Annotated in this window: 17 protein-coding genes; 10 read left to right on the top strand and 7 right to left on the bottom strand. The window is 56.0% G+C overall.

The features are described 5' to 3' along the window. Positions 1-39: 39 nt before the first annotated feature. From DI579_RS06360 to DI579_RS06345, 4 genes are all read left to right on the top strand, one after another. A complete protein-coding gene (locus DI579_RS06360) occupies positions 40-1,137 on the top strand; it encodes a Re/Si-specific NAD(P)(+) transhydrogenase subunit alpha (protein WP_290598828.1) in 1,098 nt (365 codons plus the stop codon). Between the two features lie 3 nt (positions 1,138-1,140). Beyond that, a complete protein-coding gene (locus DI579_RS06355; protein WP_290598829.1) occupies positions 1,141-1,479 on the top strand; it encodes an NAD(P) transhydrogenase subunit alpha in 339 nt (112 codons plus the stop codon). Further along, positions 1,479-2,948, top strand: a complete 1,470-nt coding sequence (locus DI579_RS06350) for an NAD(P)(+) transhydrogenase (Re/Si-specific) subunit beta (protein ID WP_290598830.1) — start codon at positions 1,479-1,481, stop codon at positions 2,946-2,948. Before DI579_RS06355 ends, DI579_RS06350 begins: the two co-directional genes overlap by 1 nt. Positions 2,949-3,294: 346 nt before the next feature. Continuing rightward, complete coding sequence (locus DI579_RS06345) at positions 3,295-4,335, top strand: triacylglycerol lipase (RefSeq protein ID WP_290598831.1); 1,041 nt, start codon at positions 3,295-3,297, stop codon at positions 4,333-4,335. Positions 4,336-4,533: 198 nt separating this feature from the next. Here the strand turns inward: DI579_RS06345 and DI579_RS06340 are convergent, their stop codons facing one another. Both DI579_RS06340 and DI579_RS06335 read right to left on the bottom strand, forming a co-directional pair. After that, complete coding sequence (locus DI579_RS06340; protein ID WP_290598832.1) at positions 4,534-5,352, bottom strand: type 1 glutamine amidotransferase; 819 nt, start codon at positions 5,350-5,352, stop codon at positions 4,534-4,536. Continuing rightward, positions 5,349-6,680, bottom strand: a complete 1,332-nt coding sequence (locus tag DI579_RS06335) for a MurT ligase domain-containing protein (protein ID WP_290598833.1) — start codon at positions 6,678-6,680, stop codon at positions 5,349-5,351. Before DI579_RS06335 ends, DI579_RS06340 begins: the two co-directional genes overlap by 4 nt. Positions 6,681-6,880: 200 nt before the next feature. Here DI579_RS06335 and DI579_RS06330 point away from each other — a divergent pair, with 200 nt between their 5' ends. Further along, on the top strand, positions 6,881-8,632 hold the full coding sequence (locus DI579_RS06330; RefSeq protein ID WP_303678946.1) for an aspartate:alanine exchanger family transporter: 1,752 nt from the start codon (positions 6,881-6,883) through the stop codon (positions 8,630-8,632). Positions 8,633-8,660: 28 nt separating this feature from the next. Here the strand turns inward: DI579_RS06330 and DI579_RS06325 are convergent, their stop codons facing one another. Next, positions 8,661-9,353, bottom strand: a complete 693-nt coding sequence (locus DI579_RS06325; protein ID WP_290598835.1) for a trypsin-like serine protease — start codon at positions 9,351-9,353, stop codon at positions 8,661-8,663. Between the two features lie 42 nt (positions 9,354-9,395). Continuing rightward, complete coding sequence (gene leuA, locus DI579_RS06320; protein WP_303678945.1) at positions 9,396-11,198, bottom strand: 2-isopropylmalate synthase; 1,803 nt, start codon at positions 11,196-11,198, stop codon at positions 9,396-9,398. A gap of 347 nt (positions 11,199-11,545) precedes the next feature. Between leuA and DI579_RS06315 the strand changes: the two genes are divergently transcribed. Beyond that, positions 11,546-12,640: a cation diffusion facilitator family transporter gene (locus DI579_RS06315; RefSeq protein WP_369680258.1), complete on the top strand. Its 1,095-nt coding sequence runs from the start codon at positions 11,546-11,548 to the stop codon at positions 12,638-12,640. 39 nt (positions 12,641-12,679) lie between these two features. On the opposite strand, the gene DI579_RS06310 is transcribed toward DI579_RS06315, so the two are convergent. After that, positions 12,680-13,540 carry a DMT family transporter gene (locus DI579_RS06310; protein ID WP_303678944.1) on the bottom strand — a complete coding sequence of 287 codons (861 nt, stop codon included), beginning with the start codon at positions 13,538-13,540 and terminating at the stop codon, positions 12,680-12,682. Between the two features lie 225 nt (positions 13,541-13,765). Here DI579_RS06310 and DI579_RS06305 point away from each other — a divergent pair, with 225 nt between their 5' ends. The 4 genes from DI579_RS06305 (at position 13,766) to DI579_RS06290 (ending at position 19,161) form a co-directional block, all read left to right on the top strand. Next, the gene (locus DI579_RS06305) at positions 13,766-14,788 is read left to right on the top strand and encodes a hypothetical protein (protein ID WP_303678943.1); all 1,023 of its coding nucleotides are present in this window, start codon (positions 13,766-13,768) and stop codon (positions 14,786-14,788) included. A gap of 206 nt (positions 14,789-14,994) precedes the next feature. Continuing rightward, complete coding sequence (locus tag DI579_RS06300) at positions 14,995-16,260, top strand: aspartate kinase (protein WP_290598840.1); 1,266 nt, start codon at positions 14,995-14,997, stop codon at positions 16,258-16,260. A gap of 68 nt (positions 16,261-16,328) precedes the next feature. Next, entirely contained in the window at positions 16,329-17,381 is a 1,053-nt protein-coding gene (locus DI579_RS06295; protein WP_290598842.1) for an aspartate-semialdehyde dehydrogenase, read from the top strand. Positions 17,382-17,658: 277 nt separating this feature from the next. Further along, positions 17,659-19,161, top strand: a complete 1,503-nt coding sequence (locus DI579_RS06290; RefSeq protein ID WP_303678942.1) for a catalase — start codon at positions 17,659-17,661, stop codon at positions 19,159-19,161. Between the two features lie 217 nt (positions 19,162-19,378). Here DI579_RS06290 and DI579_RS06285 read toward each other — a convergent pair whose 3' ends face one another. Beyond that, on the bottom strand, positions 19,379-19,918 hold the full coding sequence (locus tag DI579_RS06285) for a monovalent cation/H(+) antiporter subunit G (RefSeq protein WP_290598844.1): 540 nt from the start codon (positions 19,916-19,918) through the stop codon (positions 19,379-19,381). Beyond that, complete coding sequence (locus DI579_RS06280; protein WP_290598845.1) at positions 19,915-20,184, bottom strand: monovalent cation/H+ antiporter complex subunit F; 270 nt, start codon at positions 20,182-20,184, stop codon at positions 19,915-19,917. Before DI579_RS06280 ends, DI579_RS06285 begins: the two co-directional genes overlap by 4 nt. Between the last annotated feature and the right edge of the window lie 101 nt (positions 20,185-20,285).

The following is a 20,285-nucleotide window of genomic DNA, read 5'->3' as shown; positions in this document are numbered from 1 at the left end:
ACCCTTAGCTACTTCATAACAACAGGAAACGAGGATTGAATGGTATCGGCACAACGGCCACGCATCGGTGTGGTCCGTGAGACCGCGCCGGGCGAGCGTCGTGTAGCGCTTGTCCCGAAGGTCATCACACAACTTATTGGAAAAGGACTAGACGTTATTGTCGAATCCGGCGCAGGTGAAGCTGCACTACTTCCAGACAGTGCATTCGAATCTGCCGGCGCAGTTATTGGAAATCCCTGGGACTGTGACGTTGTTGTCAAGGTTGCAGAACCCAGCACCGACGAGATCGCTAAGCTCTCCGCAGGTACACGGCTTATTGGTTTCCTCAATCCACGTTCCCAGGAAAACCAGATTGGGGAACTGAAAGCCAAGGGTGTGGAAGCCTACGCCATGGAGGCTATTCCGCGTATCTCCCGCGCCCAGGTGATGGATGCATTGAGTTCTCAGAACAACGTGGCCGGCTACAAAGCCGTGCTAGTTGCCGCTGACAACCTCACTCGTTTCTTCCCCATGCTCACCACCGCCGCCGGCACTGTAAAACCCGCCACCGTTATGGTGCTCGGTGTTGGTGTCTCCGGCCTGCAGGCTCTTGCTACCGCCCGCCGCCTGGGCGCCCGCACCATTGGCTACGATGTGCGCCCCGAGGTTGCCGAGCAGGTTAAGTCCGTGGGCGCTAAGTGGCTCGACCTGGGTATTGAAGCCGCTGGTGAAGGTGGCTACGCCCGTGAACTTACGGAGGAAGAAAAGGCTCTCCAGCAGGAGCGTCTCGCCGCTGCCATTGGTGATGCCGACGCAGTTATTACTACTGCACTTGTTCCTGGTCGCCGTGCCCCCATTCTCGTTACTGCCGATGCTGCTTCCCGCATGAAGCCCGGTTCCGTCATTGTTGACCTCGCTGGTGAAACTGGCGGCAACTGTGAACTCACTGAACCTGGTAAGACCGTTGTGAAGAACAGTGTTACCATCTGCTCCCCGTTGAATCTTCCCGCCACCATGCCGGAACACTCCTCGGAGCTCTACGCTAAAAACATTCAGGCTCTCCTGGAACTCATGCTCAACGATGAGGGTGCTCTCGCTCCCGACTTCGAGGACGAGATTCTGGCCAGCGCCTGCGTCACCCGTGACAAGGAGGCCTAGCCCATGTCTGCCAACGACCTGCTACTCCTTATAGCCCTCATCGTCCTGGCCGGCTTTGTCGGCTTCTCGGTGATCTCCAAGGTCCCCAATTCTCTCCACACCCCCCTCATGTCCGGCACGAACGCCATTCACGGCATTGTCGTCCTGGGTGCCATGTGGGTACTCGGTTCTGTCGATCTCAGCTCTGACAACACCGCCATTAATGTCCTTCTTGCCATTATCCTGTTCGTCGCTGTTGTCTTCGGCACGTTGAACGTTGTGGGCGGCTTTGTCGTTACCGACCGCATGCTCGAAATGTTCAAACCCAAAGAGCGCAAACCCATTGAGGAGGCACAAGACTAATGACCATCACAGCTAATGTGCTCTACATTATTGCCTTCGTCCTCTTCATCTACGGCCTGTCCGGACTGACCGGCCCCTCCACCGCCGTCCGTGGTAACAAGATTGCTGCCATCGGTATGGTTATTGCCTTCATTGGCACCATTTTGAAACTCGCCGACAAAGAAGCCGACACCGACGCCAGCTACACCCTGAACTGGATTCTGATTGTTGTTGGCCTCATTGTAGGTACCGCTATTGCTGTTCCCGTTGCCCGTAAAACCAAGATGACCGAAATGCCGCAGCTCGTGGCTATCTTCAACGGTCTTGGTGGCGGCACCGTGGGACTCATTGCACTATGCGAAGCCATGGAATACCGCGGCTTCAAAGGCAACCTCATCGCTGAGGAAGCAAACGTTGCTGGTTCCTCCACCGTCCTCACCACCACCGTTGTTATTGGCTCCATTCTTGCCGCCATCATCGGTTCGGTGTCCTTCTGGGGATCCATTATTGCCTTCTCCAAACTGCAGGGTATTCTCCCCGGCCGCCCCATTGGCCTCGGTAAAGCCCAGCAGGCTGTAAACGCTATCCTGTTCATTGCCGCCGTCGCTTTCGCTATCGTTATTGGCTGCAACACCGGTGAGTTCGGCAATATCTGGTGGATGCTTGGCCTTATCATTGTGTCCGCTCTGCTCGGCCTCATGCTGGTGCTCCCCATTGGTGGCGCCGACATGCCGGTCGTTATCTCCTTGCTGAACGCCATGACGGGTCTTTCCGCCGCCGCTGCCGGCCTGGCTATTAACAACACCGCCATGATCGTCGCCGGTATGATCGTCGGTGCATCCGGTACCATCCTCACGAACCTCATGGCGAAAGCTATGAACCGCTCCGTCGCCAACATTGTGGCGGGTGGCTTCGGTGGAGGTAGCAGTGCTGCCTCCGGTGCTGCTGCAGAACATGGCCCGGTGAAGTCCACCACTGCTGCAGACGTTGCCATTCAGATGGCATACGCCAACGAAGTCATTATTGTTCCCGGTTACGGTATGGCTGTTGCCCAGGCGCAGCACGCTGTGAAGGAAATGGCTGCCCTGCTTGCCGAGCGTGGCGTGCCCGTGAAGTACGCTATCCACCCAGTGGCTGGCCGTATGCCTGGCCACATGAACGTTCTTCTGGCTGAAGCCGGTATCGACTACGACGCCATGAAGGAAATGGACGAGATTAACGGCGAGTTCAACCGTTGCGACGTGGCACTGGTGATTGGTGCTAACGACGTCACTAACCCGGCGGCGAAGGACGATCCAGGCTCACCCATCTATGGCATGCCCGTTCTGAATGTGGCAGAAGCCCACTCCGTCATCGTCTCCAAGCGTTCCATGAGCTCTGGCTACGCTGGCATTGATAATCCGCTGTTCTACCAGCCGCAGACCTCCATGCTCTTCGGTGATGCAAAAGACTCTGTCGATGCCATTGTGGAAGAACTTAAGGCTATGTAACAGCCCCATAATTGTTGCCATTGGGCGGCGCTAAAACGCTGTCTTATGGTTAACGACTACCAAACTGAATATGACGTAAGAGGCTACCTCCAGTAACAGTAAAACTGCTGGAGGTAGCCTCTTTTTAAGAAAGAAGAAGAGTGACAAGCGTCTCTCCTTTTTGTAGAAACTAAGTAAAAATGGCAACTATTCTCAGTTTCTTTGGAAACTTAGAGATTATTCCATTGCGGAGTGTTTCCAAAAACTTAATAATAAGGCATAGTAGACTCTCTCTGTTTACCGTTATTTCGCCTATCTCTCCCTGCGCCCTTGGCGTAAATGGGAATTAACGAAGAAAGGATCTGGCGTGTTCCAGACCAGTAAAACTCTTGCTACCCTGGTAGCCTCTGTAGCCATCATTTCCAGCACTGCTGCTGTTGCTTCCGCAGCCCCCTGCTACCAACCACTTCCGGAACTGGATTCCAGCACCGTCCGCTCCACCACGGAGGGAACCGGCAAGTCTGCTACCAGCATTACCGACGCCATTATGAAGAATGGCACCAAGCCAGTTGCTCCCCAAGGTGTGAATGACTGGAACTGCAAGCCCAGTGCAGATAAGCCAAACCCCGTTGTTCTTGTTCACGGCATGTCCATGACCGCTAATAGTGCATGGGCCGGTCTTGGCCCAGTGCTCAAGGAACAGGGCTACTGCGTCTACGCCATGAACCTCCCCAAGGACCCCGATGGCCTTATGTCCAAGGCCATGCGCATTGTGGGCCTTGACTTCGGTGGTCTGTCTGACATTGAAGCTGCCGCAACCTACTCCGCCGCATTCATCAACGAAGTGCTGAAGAGCACCCACACGGATAAGGTTGACCTGGTTGGTTACTCCGAGGGTGGCACCATCTCCAACCTCATTGCCCACACCTACGGCTCTGCCCACATCAACAAGATTGTGACCATGGCCGGCATTAACGTTGGCATTAACCCCCTCTCCCTGCAGGATAAGAAAGCCATCTTCAAGGATGATGGCCAGCCTGCCGTTATCGGTAATATCCTCAACGGACTCTCTGTTGCTGCCGCCCAGATGATGACCGGCTCCGAAATCTCCACCAAGCTGACCACCCCGGATACTGTTGCTGGTATTAACTACACCAACATTTCCTCCAAGTATGACGAGTTCGTCATGATGTCCAAGCACAACCCCAACTTCCAGAAGGCTGTGCCGGGTGCCACCGTCACCAATATCACCCTGCAGGATGGCTGCAATAAGGATCGCTCCGACCACCTCACCGTGCCATACAACCACCGCATTTGGGCACTCACCATCAATGCCCTTGCTGGCCAGCAGGTAAAGGAAGTTCCGTGCCTCGTCGCACTGCCTTTCCTCCGTTCCTACGGTGACTAACCAGCACTACTGGTTGCAGCACCACTGACATAAGTTCCCTTTATTGGGATCACACACTCCGGCATGCGAAAGCATGACGGTATCAGGGAGTAGCGGAAGCGGGGGAAGAGCCACTTCGGTGGTCTTCCCCCGCTTCTCTGCTCTTTTTCTATATGTGGGCGCCAGTGTGTGAAGCACTTATAGGGTTCTATGTGGTGCTTACGCAGTGCGCTTGGGTGGGTGTTTAGCCGCCGCCAAGCGTTCCTTCCGTAACAATGGAATAGCCGGAATATCGAGGGGGGCTAGTTCCGCTGCCGGCACGCCTAACACCTGCGCAATAAGGTAATCCGCTAATTGGGGGTTACGGGCAAGGCACGGGCCATGCATATAGGTGGCAATAATACTGCCCTGCACCGCACCATCCACCAGGCCCGTAGCGGGAATACTGCTGCCGGCAGGAATACTATTACCTACCCCATATTTCACACGGGATAAGGGACGCGCATCCGGCCCTAATACTGTTGCACCCATGTGGTTTTCAAAACCCATAAGAGGCTCTGTGAGAAACGGCTCAGCTAGCCCTTCGGTAAGTGGCGTTCCCACCAGTTCACCAATAGAGCGGGTAGCCTGCGGAACAGTTGTTACGTCCAGCAAACCAACACCCTCCGCATGGGAGCCATCAGCCACCTGGAACCACTCACCCAACATTTGTAGACCAGCGCAAATAGCCAGCAGTGGGCGCCCTGCTTCCACCGCGGTAAACAAACCACGATGCGTGCGCAGATGCTTAGAGGCCAGAATCTGGGCAACGTCCTCGCCACCACCCATCGTATAAATGTCGCAGCTGGAGGGAACATCGTCTTGCAGGGTAATACGAATAATCTCCGCCTGGTAGCCGCGGCGGCGCAACCGTTCCCGCAGCACCAGCGCATTACCGTCATCACCATAGGTACTCATAATGTCGGGCAGAAGAGCACCAATATGGATAACAGAGTCTTTCCCCGGCGTGGGGTTGTGGAGATTGTGGAGGGAACTCACTGCATATCCTCCTTATGCGGGCGCTCCTTATGAGGGCGGAAGGTGGGATCATCGGCAGTTCCGGCGCCAGCACCAGTAAGACGGCGAAGATCGCGGAAGAGATCACGGAAAGCTGTGTAATTGGCCAACACTTCCACCCGGCCCGGGGGACACTGCCGAATGGCCTGCAGCGGGTCGTGGACAAGCTGGTGTTCCACCCCTGCATAAGTGAGCCGTACGGATAGATCAGTGCCGCGTTCCCCGGCACAGAAAACGTTTGTGTCGGAGAAGTTTTCGAAACGCACATCCCACAGCCAGCTGAGGTCAAAACCGTCAGCTTCCTGCCCATTGACGGCAATAACCAAGGAATCGGCAGTGCGATCCACCATGTTGAGGGCCTCCTGCCAGCCAGCCGGATTTTTGGCCAGCAGCAGATGAATTTCGCGATTATCCAGGGTGATAGTGGTGTAGCGTCCCGCCACATCATTCACAGACTCGGCGGCCTCCACAGCGGCCGTGGGATTAATCTGCATGGCCACGGCGGCGGCCACGGCCTGGGCTGCATTACCGCGGTTAGCCCGCCCCGGTACACGCAAATGCAGGGGAAGGTTCAGCCCATCGGGGCCGTGCAGAGTAGTGTCATCCACCCACCAGTCGGGAGTGGGGCGGCGGAATTCGCGGCCATCGGCTAGTGGTTCAACTGCCCACCAGTCACCATCACTGTGCATAATGGCCGCATTATTGCGGGGGCTGGTGGTGGCATCATTGGCCCACCCGCCGCCGGTACTTACCCAGATGACGTTCTTGGCGTCGTAGGCGGCAGACGTCACCATCATGTCGTCGCAGTTTGCCACCACAATAGTGTCCGGGTGGGCGGCGACGGCCTCGCGGAGGCGCCGTTCGATGGTGTTAATTTCGCCCACGCGATCCAATTGATCGCGGGAGAGGTTGAGGAGGACGAGGACAGTAGGGGAGAGGGCGTCCATCACGTGGGGGACGTGCATTTCGTCCACTTCCAGGCAGATGGCGTCCGCGTCCAGATCCTGGTTGAGGGCACTGACAATGCCGGCATCCATATTGTCGCCGCCATCATTGGTGGCCACGGTGTAGGCGGTGCGGAGGGCATTTGCAGCCATGCGGGTGGTGGTAGATTTTCCGTTTGTTCCCGTCACGATCATGGACATGCGTTGGCCAGCAAGTTTAGCCATAATGTTGGGATCGACTTTGAGTGCTACAAGGCCGCCGATCATGCCGCCGTTTCCGCGGCCGAGGGTACGCGAGGCCCAGCGTGCGCCAAAACACGCCCAGCGTGCGAGTGTTCCTCGGAAACCAAGAGAGGCATCTGTCATGCACTTATTCTAAAGGCCAGATGGGGAGGGGAAGAATTCTCGCTATGGCGTGGCTTATGGGGCAGCTCGTCTTGTGGCCACTTTATAGAAACCTGGCGTGCGTTTTCCTCCCAGATCGGTAGTATGACGAGCACAAGGATTATTCCTTTTCCCCTGGTTGGGACCCTGATTATAGCCTCAGAGTTTTCTAGGAGTGGGACATGTCCGCTGTTATCGGTTGGCTCGCGGAACAACCCTTACTTGTGCTCATGCTCATCATGGCATTGGGCTTCTTCGTCGGTCGTATTCGTATTGGGTCTTTTTCCCTCGGCGTCGCCGCAGTTCTTTTCGTCGGCCTCATCATTTCGGCGCTCTTCACCCACTACGGGCACCCCATTCAACAGCTACATATTGTGTGGGTGATGGGGTTGACGCTTTTCGTCTACACCATTGGTCTAGCGTCCGGCTCGTCCTTCTTCCGGGCTCTCCGAACAGAGGGCTTGGGACTTAATCTCCTGACCGTCGGCCTGGTTTTAGTGAGCGCCGCCGTCACCGTTGGCATCGTGGCATTGTTCAAGATGGAACCCATTATTTCCGCGGGTATGTTCACTGGTGCGTTGACGAATACGCCAGCACTTGCCGCTGTCTCCAATGCTCTTCCCATCTTGTCAGACTCGGCGGCTGTGAAGGCGCAGGGAAGTCTAGATGCTGCCCAGAGTATCCCCACAGTTGGCTACGCCTTGGCCTATCCCATGGGTGTGCTGGCATCTATTGCGGCGCTTGCGCTCTTCCAAAAGATTTTCCATGTTAATCATGAGGAAGAGGCGATACGTGCCGGGGTGGCTGCGGTTCCCATTTTCACCCGCAATATTCTTATTACGCGTGCGGGAGATATCCGTATCGTGGACCTCAATAAGGCTATTGGCCAGCATGTTATTGTGTCCCGTATGCTCCCCCCGGACGCTTACGACGTTGACGGCCAGCTCGTCCTGGGCCAGGCAGATGCTGAGAACATCACTGTTGATGCCAGCAAAATGCAGATAGCGTCCATCTACGACACAATCAGTGCAGGCATGATCGTGTGCGTTACCGGCACACAAGAAGCACTCGATGCGGCGACAGAATATTTGGGAGAAGAATCCGCCATTGATCTTGCCTACTATGACGTTACGTCCGGGCTACGCCGCATGTTCGTCTCTAATCCCAGCGTCGTTGGTGTAAGGCTGGGCGACCTGGGACTGCAAAGCAAGTACGGTATCCTCATCACCCGTATTCGGCGTGGTGACAAAGATATGGTTGCCACCGATGATTCCCGCCTTGAACTGGGGGATCGTGTTCGCGTCGTCACCAATAAAGAAAACCTGGGACGAGCTGCCCGCATTGTTGGCGACTCTTACAAGAGCCTCTCGGAGATCGACATTCTTACCTTCTCGGTGGGCATTGCGCTGGGGCTTCTCGTCGGGAAAATTCCCTTCCCTATTCCCGGCGGTGGTGTCCTGGAGCTAGGTTCCGCCGGCGGCCCCCTTATCGTTGGCCTCATTCTGGGGGCGTTGGGACGGACTGGCCCCATTGTGTGGCGTATTCCCTACTCCTCTAACCTCACCATCCGGCAGTTAGGCATTACCTTCTTCCTGGCCGGAATTGGCGCTAACGCCGGCGGCGACTTCTTGAAGGCAATCAAGAATCCCAGTTCGTTGACGATAATTGCGGTAGGTGCAGTATTGACGTTCGTGTTGACGTCACTCACTCTCATCATTGTCTACAAGGGCTTTAAGCTGCCCTACGGTACAGCAATGGGAGTGGCTGCGGGGCTCTTCACGCAACCTGCCACCCTCGGCTACGCCAATGACCAAACAAATAATGAGCTGCCGAACACGGGCTACTCAACAGTTTTCCCCATGGCGATGATCGCGAAGATTATTGTGGCGCAAGTCCTTGTTGTCGTCATGGTGAAAATGGGTATCGGGGTGTAGCGATAGCTACCTGAGTGTGTAGCTATCACTAGAACGCTTTGGTAATAAAAGTCTTAGCGATCCACGGCCAGAGGTGAGATACCTCTACATAGTTGGCTTTAATAGACTTTGCCGTAGCGCCACTTACTGAGGAGAGCACACCTACCAGGACGGGCCCCTGCAGGAACGGACCGCCTGAATCGCCAGGCTCCTGCTTACCCCACTCGCTGTAGGTAACAAACATCTTCCCGTAGCGCGCCTCATAGTGCCCCACGACCTTCGCCTTCCCCGCCCGGAGAGGGTAGCGTCCCATTCCCCAACCGTAGGTGTGGCCGAAAGTGTTTTCTTTAGCCGGAAGCGGGGACAGCAGCGCGAAGGGGCGACCCACCTGCATTGTGTTGAGATGCAGGAGGGCTACGTCCCAGCTGCCGTAATGGTAGGCACCCGTAAACCCAACCGTGTTGGTGGCTTTATTGCCGAAGCCAACAGTGCCTTTTACCTTGTCCCCATTGCCCACGCAGTGAGCTGCCGTCAGAACCCATGAGGGGGAGATGAGGGTGCCGGTGCAGAGGGCTCTACCGGATATTACTTTTGTAACGTAGGGCAGGTTGGGGGCGATAGTGGTGGTGTCAATAGCGGACGCAGTGGGCGCCAGACCTGCCGTCACGCTTACGGTGGTTCCCAGGGTAATTCCCAGGGTAAGGAGTGCGGCAGCGGCTACAGAGGGAAGAGTTTTTGTCATAGAGTCCTTAGAAGTTTGCGTATGTTAATTGCGGACAGTGGGCTACTCGTCCAGTTCCGTCAGGGCACGGTTGACGGCGCTGACAACAGCACACAGTGACGCCACGTTAATGGAGGAGGCAATGCCGGCACCGTGGACGGGAATACCGTTTACTTCGCATTCCACGTAGGCGGCGGCATCGGCGTCAAAACCGGCGGTGATGGCGTGCTCCTGGTAGTCAATAATGCTGACGTCAATATCCAGTTCGTGGAGGGCATCCACAAATGCTGCCAGCGGGCCGTTGCCGGTGCCGGAGATTTCGCATTCTTTGCCGTGCCAGAGAACGGTGGCGGTTATGGCGTCATCACCATTATCGGCAGTGGCCAGTGAGTGGTCTATGCGCTGCAGTGGTTCTGCCCGGTCCAGGTATTCCGAGGAGAACAGATCCCACAGCTGTTTGGAGTTCATTTCGCCACCCTTGGAGTCGGTGACGTGCTGTACCGTCTTGGAAAATTCGATCTGCATACGACGCGGCAGGCGAATACCGTGGTCGGTTTTCATAATGTAGGCAATGCCGCCCTTGCCGGACTGCGAGTTCACACGAATAACGGCCTCGTAGGTGCGGCCAATATCCTTGGGGTCGATGGGCAGGTAGGGGACTTCCCAGGTGACGTCGTCAACATTCTTGTCAGTCCGTGCGGCCACCTCGTTGAGGTCGTCGAAGCCTTTGTTGATGGCATCTTGGTGGGAGCCGGAGAAGGCGGTAAAGACCAGGTCGCCGCCGTAGGGTTGGCGGGGGGTGACGGGCATCTGGTTGCAGTATTCGACGGTTTCCCGGATTTCGTTGATGTCGCTGAAGGTGATTTGCGGGTCCACACCGCGAGTCAGCATATTGAGGCCCAAAGTGACCAGGTCGACGTTGCCGGTGCGTTCGCCGTTGCCGAAGAGGCAGCCTTCAATGCGGTCGGCGCCGGCCATGAAACCGAGTTCGGCGGCGGCGATGCCGGTGCCGCGGTCATTGTGGGGGTGCAGGGAGAGGATGGTGGCGTCCCGGTGGGCGAGGTTGCGGCTCATCCATTCTATTTGGTCGGCGTACACGTTGGGGGTGGTCATTTCGACGGTGGCTGGCAGGTTGATAATGATGGGATTATCGGGTGTGGCGCCGACGGTTTCGGTGACGGCATCGCAGACGTCTTTGGCGAAGGCCAGTTCGGTGCCGGTGAAGGATTCGGGGCTGTATTCCCAGCGCCAGTTAGTGTCGGGGTAGTCCTTGGCGATACTGCTGACCAGTGCGGCGGCGTCGGTGGCGAGTTTTTTAATGGCGGACTTATCTTTCCGGAAGACGACGCGGCGCTGCAGGATACTGGTGGAGTTGTAGAAGTGGACGATGACGTTGGGGGCGCCGGCGCAGGCGTCAAAAGTGCGGCGTATGAGGTCCTCGCGGCACTGTACCAGGACTTGGATGGTGACGTCGTCGGGGATGGCGTCGTCTTCGATAATTTCGCGCAGGAAGGTGTAGTCGGTTTGGGAGGCGGAGGGGAACCCTACCTCAATTTCCTTGTAGCCCATGCGTACTAAGAGGTCGAACATGCGGCGTTTGCGGGCGGGGCTCATGGGGTCCACCAGGGCTTGGTTACCGTCTCGCAGATCGACGGCACACCACAGGGGGGCGTGGTCGATGACGGTGTTGGGCCAGGTGCGGTCCGGCAAGGTGACGGCTTCCACTTCGTCTGCGTAGGGGCGGTAGCGGAATGCTGGCATGGAGGAGTTTTTCTGTTTATTCCAGCTGGGTTGGTTTGCCAGTGCGGGTGTGGCGGGTGGGGTGATGGTGGATGCGGAAGAGACAAAAGTGGTGGAGGTAGCCATGGTAAATAACCTCTACAAAGGTGGTCATGAGAATAATGCTGACATCTACGCTGCACACTATCTAGCCATAAACTATGTAGTCACAGACTGTGATGAAAAAACGACACTGGCGGCAATACTGCCAAAGCGCAGTGAAAAGAATGGGGGGCGAACCGGCACGCAGAACCCCGCGGCGGGGAGCCAGTTCTTTAACGGGCCCCGTCGCGGCAGCCAAGTAGTAGGGATGCCCAACGCATACGCACAGTGTATATGGTTTAGTGCCCGGGTGGGGATAGTTTGGTGAATTTTAGCGCGTAGTGAACAGTTTTCTGCGGCTCATTTGGTGAATACCAGGTACAGTTTTCCTCATGATGTCTTCGCTCGTCGCCTCTCAGTCAGGCGAGATGGACCAGCAGTTTAGCCGCCGCACGCTCACGAAATATGCGTGGCTGTCCATTGCTGCCGCCGTTATCACCATTGTGTTAAAGATGGTTGCCTGGCGTATTACCGGCTCGGTGGGCTTGTTCTCGGACGCTGCCGAATCCATTGTGAATTTGGTAGCGGCTGTGGTGGCGCTCACCGTCCTCATTATTTCGGCGCGTCCAGCGGATAAGGGCCACCAGTATGGGCATACGAAGGCGGAGTATTTTTCTGCGGTGACGGAAGGCGCCATGATTTTCGTGGCGGCAGGCGTCATTATTGTGTCGGCGGCACTGCGGTTCTTCCACCCGAAGCCGCTGGAGAGTATAGGTATTGGCCTCATTATTTCGGTGGTGGCCACGCTCGTTAATGGGGGGACGGCGTTTATTCTTCTGCGGGGGGCAAAGAAGTATCGCTCCATCACGTTGAAGGCCGACGGTAAGCATCTTATGACGGATGTGTACACAACGGTGGGTGTGTTGGTGGCGGTGGGTATTGTTGCCCTCACTCACTGGTATTGGATGGATCCGCTGATCGCTATTGCGGTGGGTATCAACATTTTATGGACCGGCTGGAAGGTGATGAAAGAGTCCCTGGACGGTCTTATGGATGCGGCTATGAGTGACGCTAACCAGGAAGCCATGTTTAAGGTGTTGGATACGTACCGTAGCCAGGATGTGGACTTCCACGCTATTCGTAGCCGAGAAAGCGGTTCCTCCAACTTTATTGAGTTTCATATATTGGTGCCGGGGGACTGGACTGTACAAAAGAGCCATGATTTGGCAGACGCAATTGAGGAGAAGTTGATGGAGGTCATTCCCGATTTGCATGTGCAGTCGCATGTGGAGCCGCGGGAAGACCCTATGAGCTATGACGATTTGGGGCCGCTAGATGAGCCTGGCAACCCGGATACGCTTGCGCAAAAGTACACCACTGGGAAAGACACAGCCTCAAAAAACACAGCGCAAAAAGACACAGAGCAAAAAGGCACAGTGCAAAAAGACACAACTCCAAAAGATACAGTTGGCGGCGGGGAAGAGTAGCGCTCGGTAGCGCGGACAAGTAGCGGCTGTGGCCGTTTTTTAGGCAACGTCGTCTTGTGCTTCAGCGCGGGAGAGTTGTATTACGGCCACCACTGTCAGGACGGCAGCGGCAATAACGAGCCAGTACAGTGCCGGTGGGGTGGTGAATCGCTCCTGGTAGACAACTATCCCCAGGATAGAGGACGTGATGGGGCTGGCAACCGTCATGGCGGGGAGAGACTGTTGAATAGCGCCAGCGTTAAATGCCTCCTGCTGCAACCATGTTCCCACAATGGAGGCAGTGATAAGAAGATAGAGTGCCGGGTGAGTAAACACGGTAACAATGTGCCCGGCGGAAAGATCCATCACCACACCTTTGGTGTAGAAGGACATGTATCCGTAGGTAATGCCGGAGCCAAGGCCAATAAGGAGGGCGCGTTCTTTGCGAAGGCCTTTTTTTGCCAGGCGAAGAAGCAGAATGATGATGGCGATCCCAATGATGAGTAACCCTGCCCAGGCAAGCGGGTGGGCGTGTGCGTGGGTGTTGGTGGGGCGGCCGATAACAAGGAGAACGCCCACTCCCAGGGTGAGCAGGATTGCCCATACCCAGTCTTGAATGCGAACACGGCGTCCGGTGAAGCGGGCGGAGAGGGGGAGAGCGAAGAAGAGGGAAAGAATGGTGATGGGTTGGACGAGGAGGATGGAGGCGAAGCGGAGGGCGGCGGCTTGCAGGAGGTAGCCGATAACGCTCACTCCGGCCCCGGCCCACCATTTTCCGGAGGTGAGGGTGGCTTTGACGCTGCTCAGTCCCTCTTCGGGAAGGGGTTGTTCGGCGGCAACAAGGTGGCGGATAACGGTGCCAATAGCAACCACTAGCGCTGATAAAAGCGCTAGTGCGGCGGCTATCAGCTGAGCGGTCATAGGGGCCTCATTCGTCTTACCGCAGGAGTGCGAGAAGTGGGGTAGGAGGGCAAGGGAGAGTCTAGACTCGGAAGTACCTAACGAGGTACTTCACTCTCCCTCTTTTCATAGTATGGGGAATGTATAGAGAATATCGTTACACGTACAATTGTTTCGCTTGGGGCGTGTGGGTTTTCTCCGTTCCTGTTGGTGTCTATAACTATCGTGTCTATAAAAGGATCGTCTATGCGACTTAAGAAGTTTACCGCTATCGCTGCGGCTTCTGTCTGTGCTTTTGGTTTAGCGAGTGGTGTTGCGCAGGCGGTTCCACGTCCTATTAAGACGGATAGCTCGGGTGTTGTGACGGGGAGTTACCTCTATAACCAGTATGCGGCAATGGGTCCTTATAGCACTGTTGCCACGGTGAAGAGTCAGCCGTGCGGCCCTGTCTACACGATGTATACCCAGATGCTGAGGGACCACCATAACAACAAGATGACGCATAAGTGCTGGGGGACGTTCCCGGATGGGATGAAGAGTCCGAAAGACGTGCAGTTTGTGTACCCGCGGAATATTTCCCGAATGGGGAAGTTGCCGGTCATTATTTACACTCCGGGTATTGCTGCCGAGCCGGGGTTAACGGATCATCTGTACCACTTGTGGGCGTCGCACGGCTATATCGTGGTGGTGAGCTACACGTTCTTCAACTGGACGGGCTATACCGATGTGCAGGGTGCGGCGCGCCTCCTTACGGAAGCTAAGAATGCGGCGTCACCCCTGCATGGCCATGTTGATCAGCGGCATGTAGTGCTTACTGGCCATTCTGCGGGCGGTGGTTCCACAGAGTCCGGTGCGGGGTGGTTGCTTCCTACGGTAGAGAAGCAGTATCCGGGGTTACGGGTTGTTGCGGCGGTGCCTATGCAGCCTGGTCCGGGGGTTATGGTGCAGAGGAAATACATTACGGTGCCAGTGTTTTACCTGACGGGGGAGAAGGATACTGTGTGCACGGATGTGTCTATTCGGTCCCGCTATAAGACGGTGACGGAGACTCCCGCATGGATTGGTATGGTGCGGGGGGCTACGCATGGGCAGGAGATGGATCACTGGCGGTATTCCGTGTTTGGTGCGGCAGTGCTGGCCTTTTCTGATATGCAGGTGCATCACAGTCAGCGGGCTCGCCAGTTCTTTGTGGGGCCGCATTATTTCTTGGCGGATGATGCTGCTTTTACTCATGTTGAGCGGAATGCGAAAGCTGCCGCGCTCCGCTAAAAATCCTAGAATCTGAACAAAAAATCCCAGTTAGTTAGTGGTCGTGGCAGAATACTTCATAGGCGACCCGTTCCCTGAGAGTACTGAGAAGGGTACTGAGAAGAGTCCTCACATACCCTTAATTTATGCTTACTACTAGGCATTTTATCGGTTGTCCAGGTAGGATTAGCCCTGAAATTGTTCACAGCACATGGAGGTATTTACCCATGGCACTCGTCGTACAGAAGTATGGCGGTTCTTCTCTAGAATCGGCTGAGCGTATCCGTCGCGTCGCAGAACGGATCGTCGCCACTAAGAAGGCCGGAAACGATGTTGTCGTCGTGTGCTCTGCAATGGGTGACACCACTGATGAACTGGTGGACCTAGCAACGTCCGTCAACCCAATACCGCCGGAGCGTGAAATGGACATGCTCCTTACCGCCGGGGAGCGTATTTCTAACGCCCTCGTCGCTATGGCGATTGCGTCATTGGGTGCGGAGGCCGTTTCTATGACCGGTTCGCAGGCTGGTGTTATCACCACTGCTAAGCATGGAAACGCACGCATTATCAACGTCACCCCGGGGCGTGTTGAAACCGCCCTCTCCGAAGGCAAGATTGTCCTAGTCGCAGGCTTCCAGGGCGTCTCCCAAGACACCAAGGACGTCACCACACTGGGACGCGGCGGTTCTGATACCACTGCCGTCGCCCTCGCCGTCGCCCTGAACGCTGACGTTTGCGAAATCTATTCCGACGTGGACGGTGTGTACACCGCCGATCCGCGCATTGTCTCTAACGCCCGCAAGCTTGACCACATCTCCTTTGAAGAAATGTTGGAGATGTCGGCTGTTGGCTCCAAGATCCTGATGCTGCGGTGTGTCGAGTACGCACGCAGCGGTAACCTTCCCATTCATGTGCGTTCGTCGTACAGCAACAAGCCCGGCACTATCGTGTCCGGATCAATGGAGGATATTCCCGTGGAAGAAGCAATTCTCACCGGCGTCGCCCATGACCTGTCCGAATCGAAGATCACTGTTGTTGGCATTCCCGACCAGCCCGGCTTCGCCGCCTCTGTGTTCCGCACCATCGCCGACGCCGAAATTGACATTGACATGGTGCTGCAGAACCTCTCCGATGTCGATAACGGCAAAACCAACATCACTTTCACCTGCTCGGGTGCTAATGCCCCCAAGGCCGTCGCCATTCTCAATGAGAAGAAAGATGAGATCGGTTTCAGCCAGATCCTCTTCGACGACCATGTAGCCAAGGTGTCCCTGGTGGGTGCCGGTATGAAGTCTCACCCGGGTGTGACTGCCACGTTCTGTGAGGCTCTCGCCCAGGCTGATGTAAATATTGACCTTATCTCCACTTCCGAGATTCGTATTTCCGTACTCATTGACTCGGATGATGTGAAGGCTGCTGTGTGCGCCCTCCACGACGCTTTCGGGCTGGGTGGAGACGAAGAAGCGACCGTCTACGCCGGTACTGGCCGCTAGTCAATCTTTCTCCGCCAACCCGCTGCACCACTACAAAGTGATTGCCCCACTTTCGCAAAGGACTAAAAATGACTGATCTTACTGTTGCTGTTGTCGGCGCTACCGGCCAGGTCGGCCGTGTGATGCGCACCATCCTGGAAGAGCGTAATTTCCCCTGCACTAAGGTTCGTTTCTTCGCCTCCGAACGCTCCGCAGGCCAGGTACTCCAATTCCGTGGCGAAGACGTTGTGGTAGAGGACGTGAATGCCGTCTCTGACGAGGACCTCAAGGGTATTGACATTGCTGTTTTCTCAGCCGGTGCCACTACGTCCAAGGCACAGGCTCCGCGTTTTGCTGCCGCTGGCGCCATCGTTGTTGATAACTCTTCCGCCTGGCGCAAGGACTTTGATGTTCCTCTGATTGTTACCGAGTGCAACCCGGACGAGGTAGCTAACGTCAAGAAGGGCATTATCGCCAACCCGAACTGCACCACGATGGCATGTATGCCCGTGATGCAAGCCCTCCACAATGTGGCCGGCTTGGAGCGCATGTTCGTCTCCTCCTACCAGGCTGTTTCTGGTTCTGGTCTGGCAGGTGTGCGGACCTTGGCACAGCAGGTGCGCGACAATGTTGATGACATTGAGAAGCTCACGCACGATGGTTCTGTACTGAAGGCAGAGGACCTAGGTCCCTATGTTGCCCCCATCGCCTTCGATGTAGTGCCCATGGCCGGCAATATTGTTGATGACGGTTCGGAAGAAACTGATGAGGAGCAGAAGCTACGGAATGAGTCCCGTCGTATTCTGCGTATCCCGGATCTGAAGGTGTCTGGTACCTGCGTGCGCGTGCCGGTCTTTACTGCTCACACTATGGTTATTAACGCCCAGTTCGCTAAGCCGATCACGGTGGAGGAAGCTAAAGCTGCTCTTGCTGATGCACCGGGTGTGAAGCTTGTGGATGTTCCTACCCCGTTGGCTGCTGCTGGTATTGATCCGTCGTTGGTGGGTCGTATCCGTCAGGATCCTTCCATTGCGGATAATCGTGGCCTCAACTTGGTGGTGTCGGGTGATAATCTCCGTAAAGGTGCCGCTCTCAACACTATTCAGATTGCGGAGCTGGTCGCCAAGCGGCTGAGTGAGTAATAGGTCACATTTTTACTGATAAGTTCATATAAAAAACCGGAAATACCGTATGTACGTTGGTATTTCCGGTTTTTTATAGGGTAGGCGAGCATAAGAATTGCAGCGTAGTGTAGACGTAGATATTTCAGGTTGATTGGAAGTATCTATATATACTTAAAAATTATTGACATCCAATAATTAATAAGTAAAACTATGAGTACTGGGCTCACAAGGCTCCACGTGAGATACCGATCTTGGCCTCACACCTCGCAATCCGATTCAGGAAGGCAACACTATCATGACGAATGAGAACCCCATTGAGCGCGGTCTCCGCCCAGTTCCGCACAATGCTGCCACCACTACTAACGCCGGTGCTCCCATCGCCTCCGATGACTTCTCCCTCCAACAAGGTGAGCAAGGCTACATCGGACTCCACGACGTGGGACTCGTTGACAAACTCGCCCACTTCGACCGCGAACGCACCCCAGAGCGCGTCGTCCACGCTAAAGGCGCCGGTGCATTCGGTGTCTTTGAAGTAACGGAAGACGTTTCCGCCTACACCGCCGCCGACTTCCTCCAGCCCGGCAAGAAGACCCCCGTCCTCGCCCGCTTCTCCACCGTCGCCGGCGAAAAAGGCGCCCCCGACACGCAGCGCGACCCACGCGGTTTCGCCCTCAAGTTCTACACCGAAGAGGGCAACTACGACATGGTGGGCAACAACACCCCCGTGTTCTTCATCCGTGATGCCATCAAGTTCCCCGACTTCATTCACTCCCAGAAGCGCACCCCGGACACCGACCTCCAGTCCTTCCAAATGCGCTGGGACTTCTGGACCCTCACCCCGGAATCTGCACACCAGGTAGCCTGGCTGTTCGGTGACCGCGGTCTGCCCTCCTCCTACCGTGAAATGGACGGCTTCTCCTCCCACACCTACCAGTGGATTAACGCCAAAGGTGAGCGTTTCTGGGTGAAGTACCACTTCAAGACCGACCAGGGCATTGGCTACCTCCCCCAGGCAGAAGCTGACCGCCTGGCCGGCTCCGACCCCGAATACCACCGTCGTGACCTCTACCAGTACATCAAGGACGGCGACTACCCGTCCTGGACCCTCAAGATGCAGATCATGCCGGAAGCCGAGGCCGAAAGCTACAAGGTTAACCCCTTCGACATCACCAAGACCTGGAGCCAGAAGGACTACCCGCTGATTCCCGTGGGCAAACTCACCCTGAACCAGCTCCCCAAGAACTTCCACGTACAGGTTGAACAGGCCGCCTTCAGCCCCTCCAACCTCGTTCGCGGCATCGGCTTCAGCCCCGACAAGATGCTGCTAGGCCGCGTCTTCTCCTACCCGGACACGCAGCGTCACCGCCTGGGCGCCAACTTCGAGCAGCTCCCCCCGAACCGCCCCGTGGCAGACGTCAACAACTACAGCCACCAGGGCCCGGCCGCCATGGAGTTCAACGATCCTTCCGTTCCTCCCTACGTTCCGAACAGTGGCAACGGCCCCACCGCGCAGCCCGAAAAGTCCCCCGCTGACCTCGGTCGCTGGGAGCCCCACGGCAACGACCTCTACCGCGGTGTCCCCGTCCGCCACGACGATGACGACTACTGGACCCAGCCCCATATCCTCGTCCGCGAGGTTATGGATGACCCGCAGCGTGAACGCCTCATCTCCAACGTTGTGGGTACCCTCGGTGGCGTCACCGAGCCGGTTCTCTCCCGTGTTTTCGAATACTGGAAGAACATCGATGCGGAGGTAGGCGCCGCCATCGAAAAGGGCTACAAAGAAATGATGAAGTAGTCCACCGGACACAGTTGTCATAACTACATATGCACACAAAAAGGGTGGTGTGCTGCCCCTAGACGGACAGCACACCACCCTTTACCACACTCTTTTATGCATTCTTTTACGCTGCTGGCTCCTTACCATGCTCTTTTAGTGTGCCGGTGCAGTGCCGATGCAGTGCGTTGGTGAGATATCTCCTGCAGCAGTTAGTGGAACTAGCTGGCGAAGTTAGTTAGTCCAGATCCTCGTTTTCGTATTCTTGATACTCTTCCGAAACGTCATACTTAGAGGCATGCGGATGGTGCTTCTCCACCGCCGGTACAGTCTCCTCCAGGACTGGCGAGACCAGCTCATGATGGTCCGTATGCCCAGCATGGACCGTGTGGCCAGTATGCTGATGGTTCTTGTCTTGGCCTGCGACATCCTGCGAGCCCTCCCGCAGGTCCTCCCGCATAGTTCGCGGATCCATACGTACCTGGGCCAGCATCATGGAACGCCCCAAGGCCATAGACCCCATGGAGGATCCCACCGGCATGAGGAATGTTATAAGAAGAAACTCAATGAAATGCGCCCAGGAGAAACCATTCAGGGCCGAATCCGCAATAAGTAGCGCACATGCCACTAGCGGAAATCCCACATAAATAGCGGGGCTTCCCATATTGGCGCGGGTGACGGCATCCGCAGCTCGGTTCATTGCGATACCGGTCGTGAGGAAGAACAGCGCCCCCAGTATCGCAATGATGCCCACGATAATCTGTACGGCAATACTCATCGGTGCCCCCTATTGATAACACGTGACAAGGCAATAGTGGAGACTGCCCCGAAAAGGCCACCGATCATGAGCGTGTCGAACAGGATGGAGGAATTGTTGTGGATCCCAATGAACCCCACCACGCTCAACATGCCGTAAAAAATGAGATCATTAACGGCCACTCGGCTTGCCCCATCGGGTCCCTTAATACCGCGGTAAAGACCCAGCAGCATGCCAATAATGACGATCACCGAGGCGATAGACAGCATTATGGTTAGCGTTTTCATATGGTCTCAGCCTCCGTATCTGTCGTTGTATCAGCAGCCCCATCCGTAGCTTTTCCCGTACCGTCAGACGCATACGATTGTCCGCGGCTTGCCCACAGAAC

It is taken from the genome of Lawsonella clevelandensis (genome assembly GCF_003241315.1).
In the GTDB taxonomy this organism is placed as follows: domain Bacteria; phylum Actinomycetota; class Actinomycetes; order Mycobacteriales; family Mycobacteriaceae; genus Lawsonella; species Lawsonella clevelandensis_A.
This window is presented reverse-complemented; position numbering and strand designations above follow the sequence as displayed.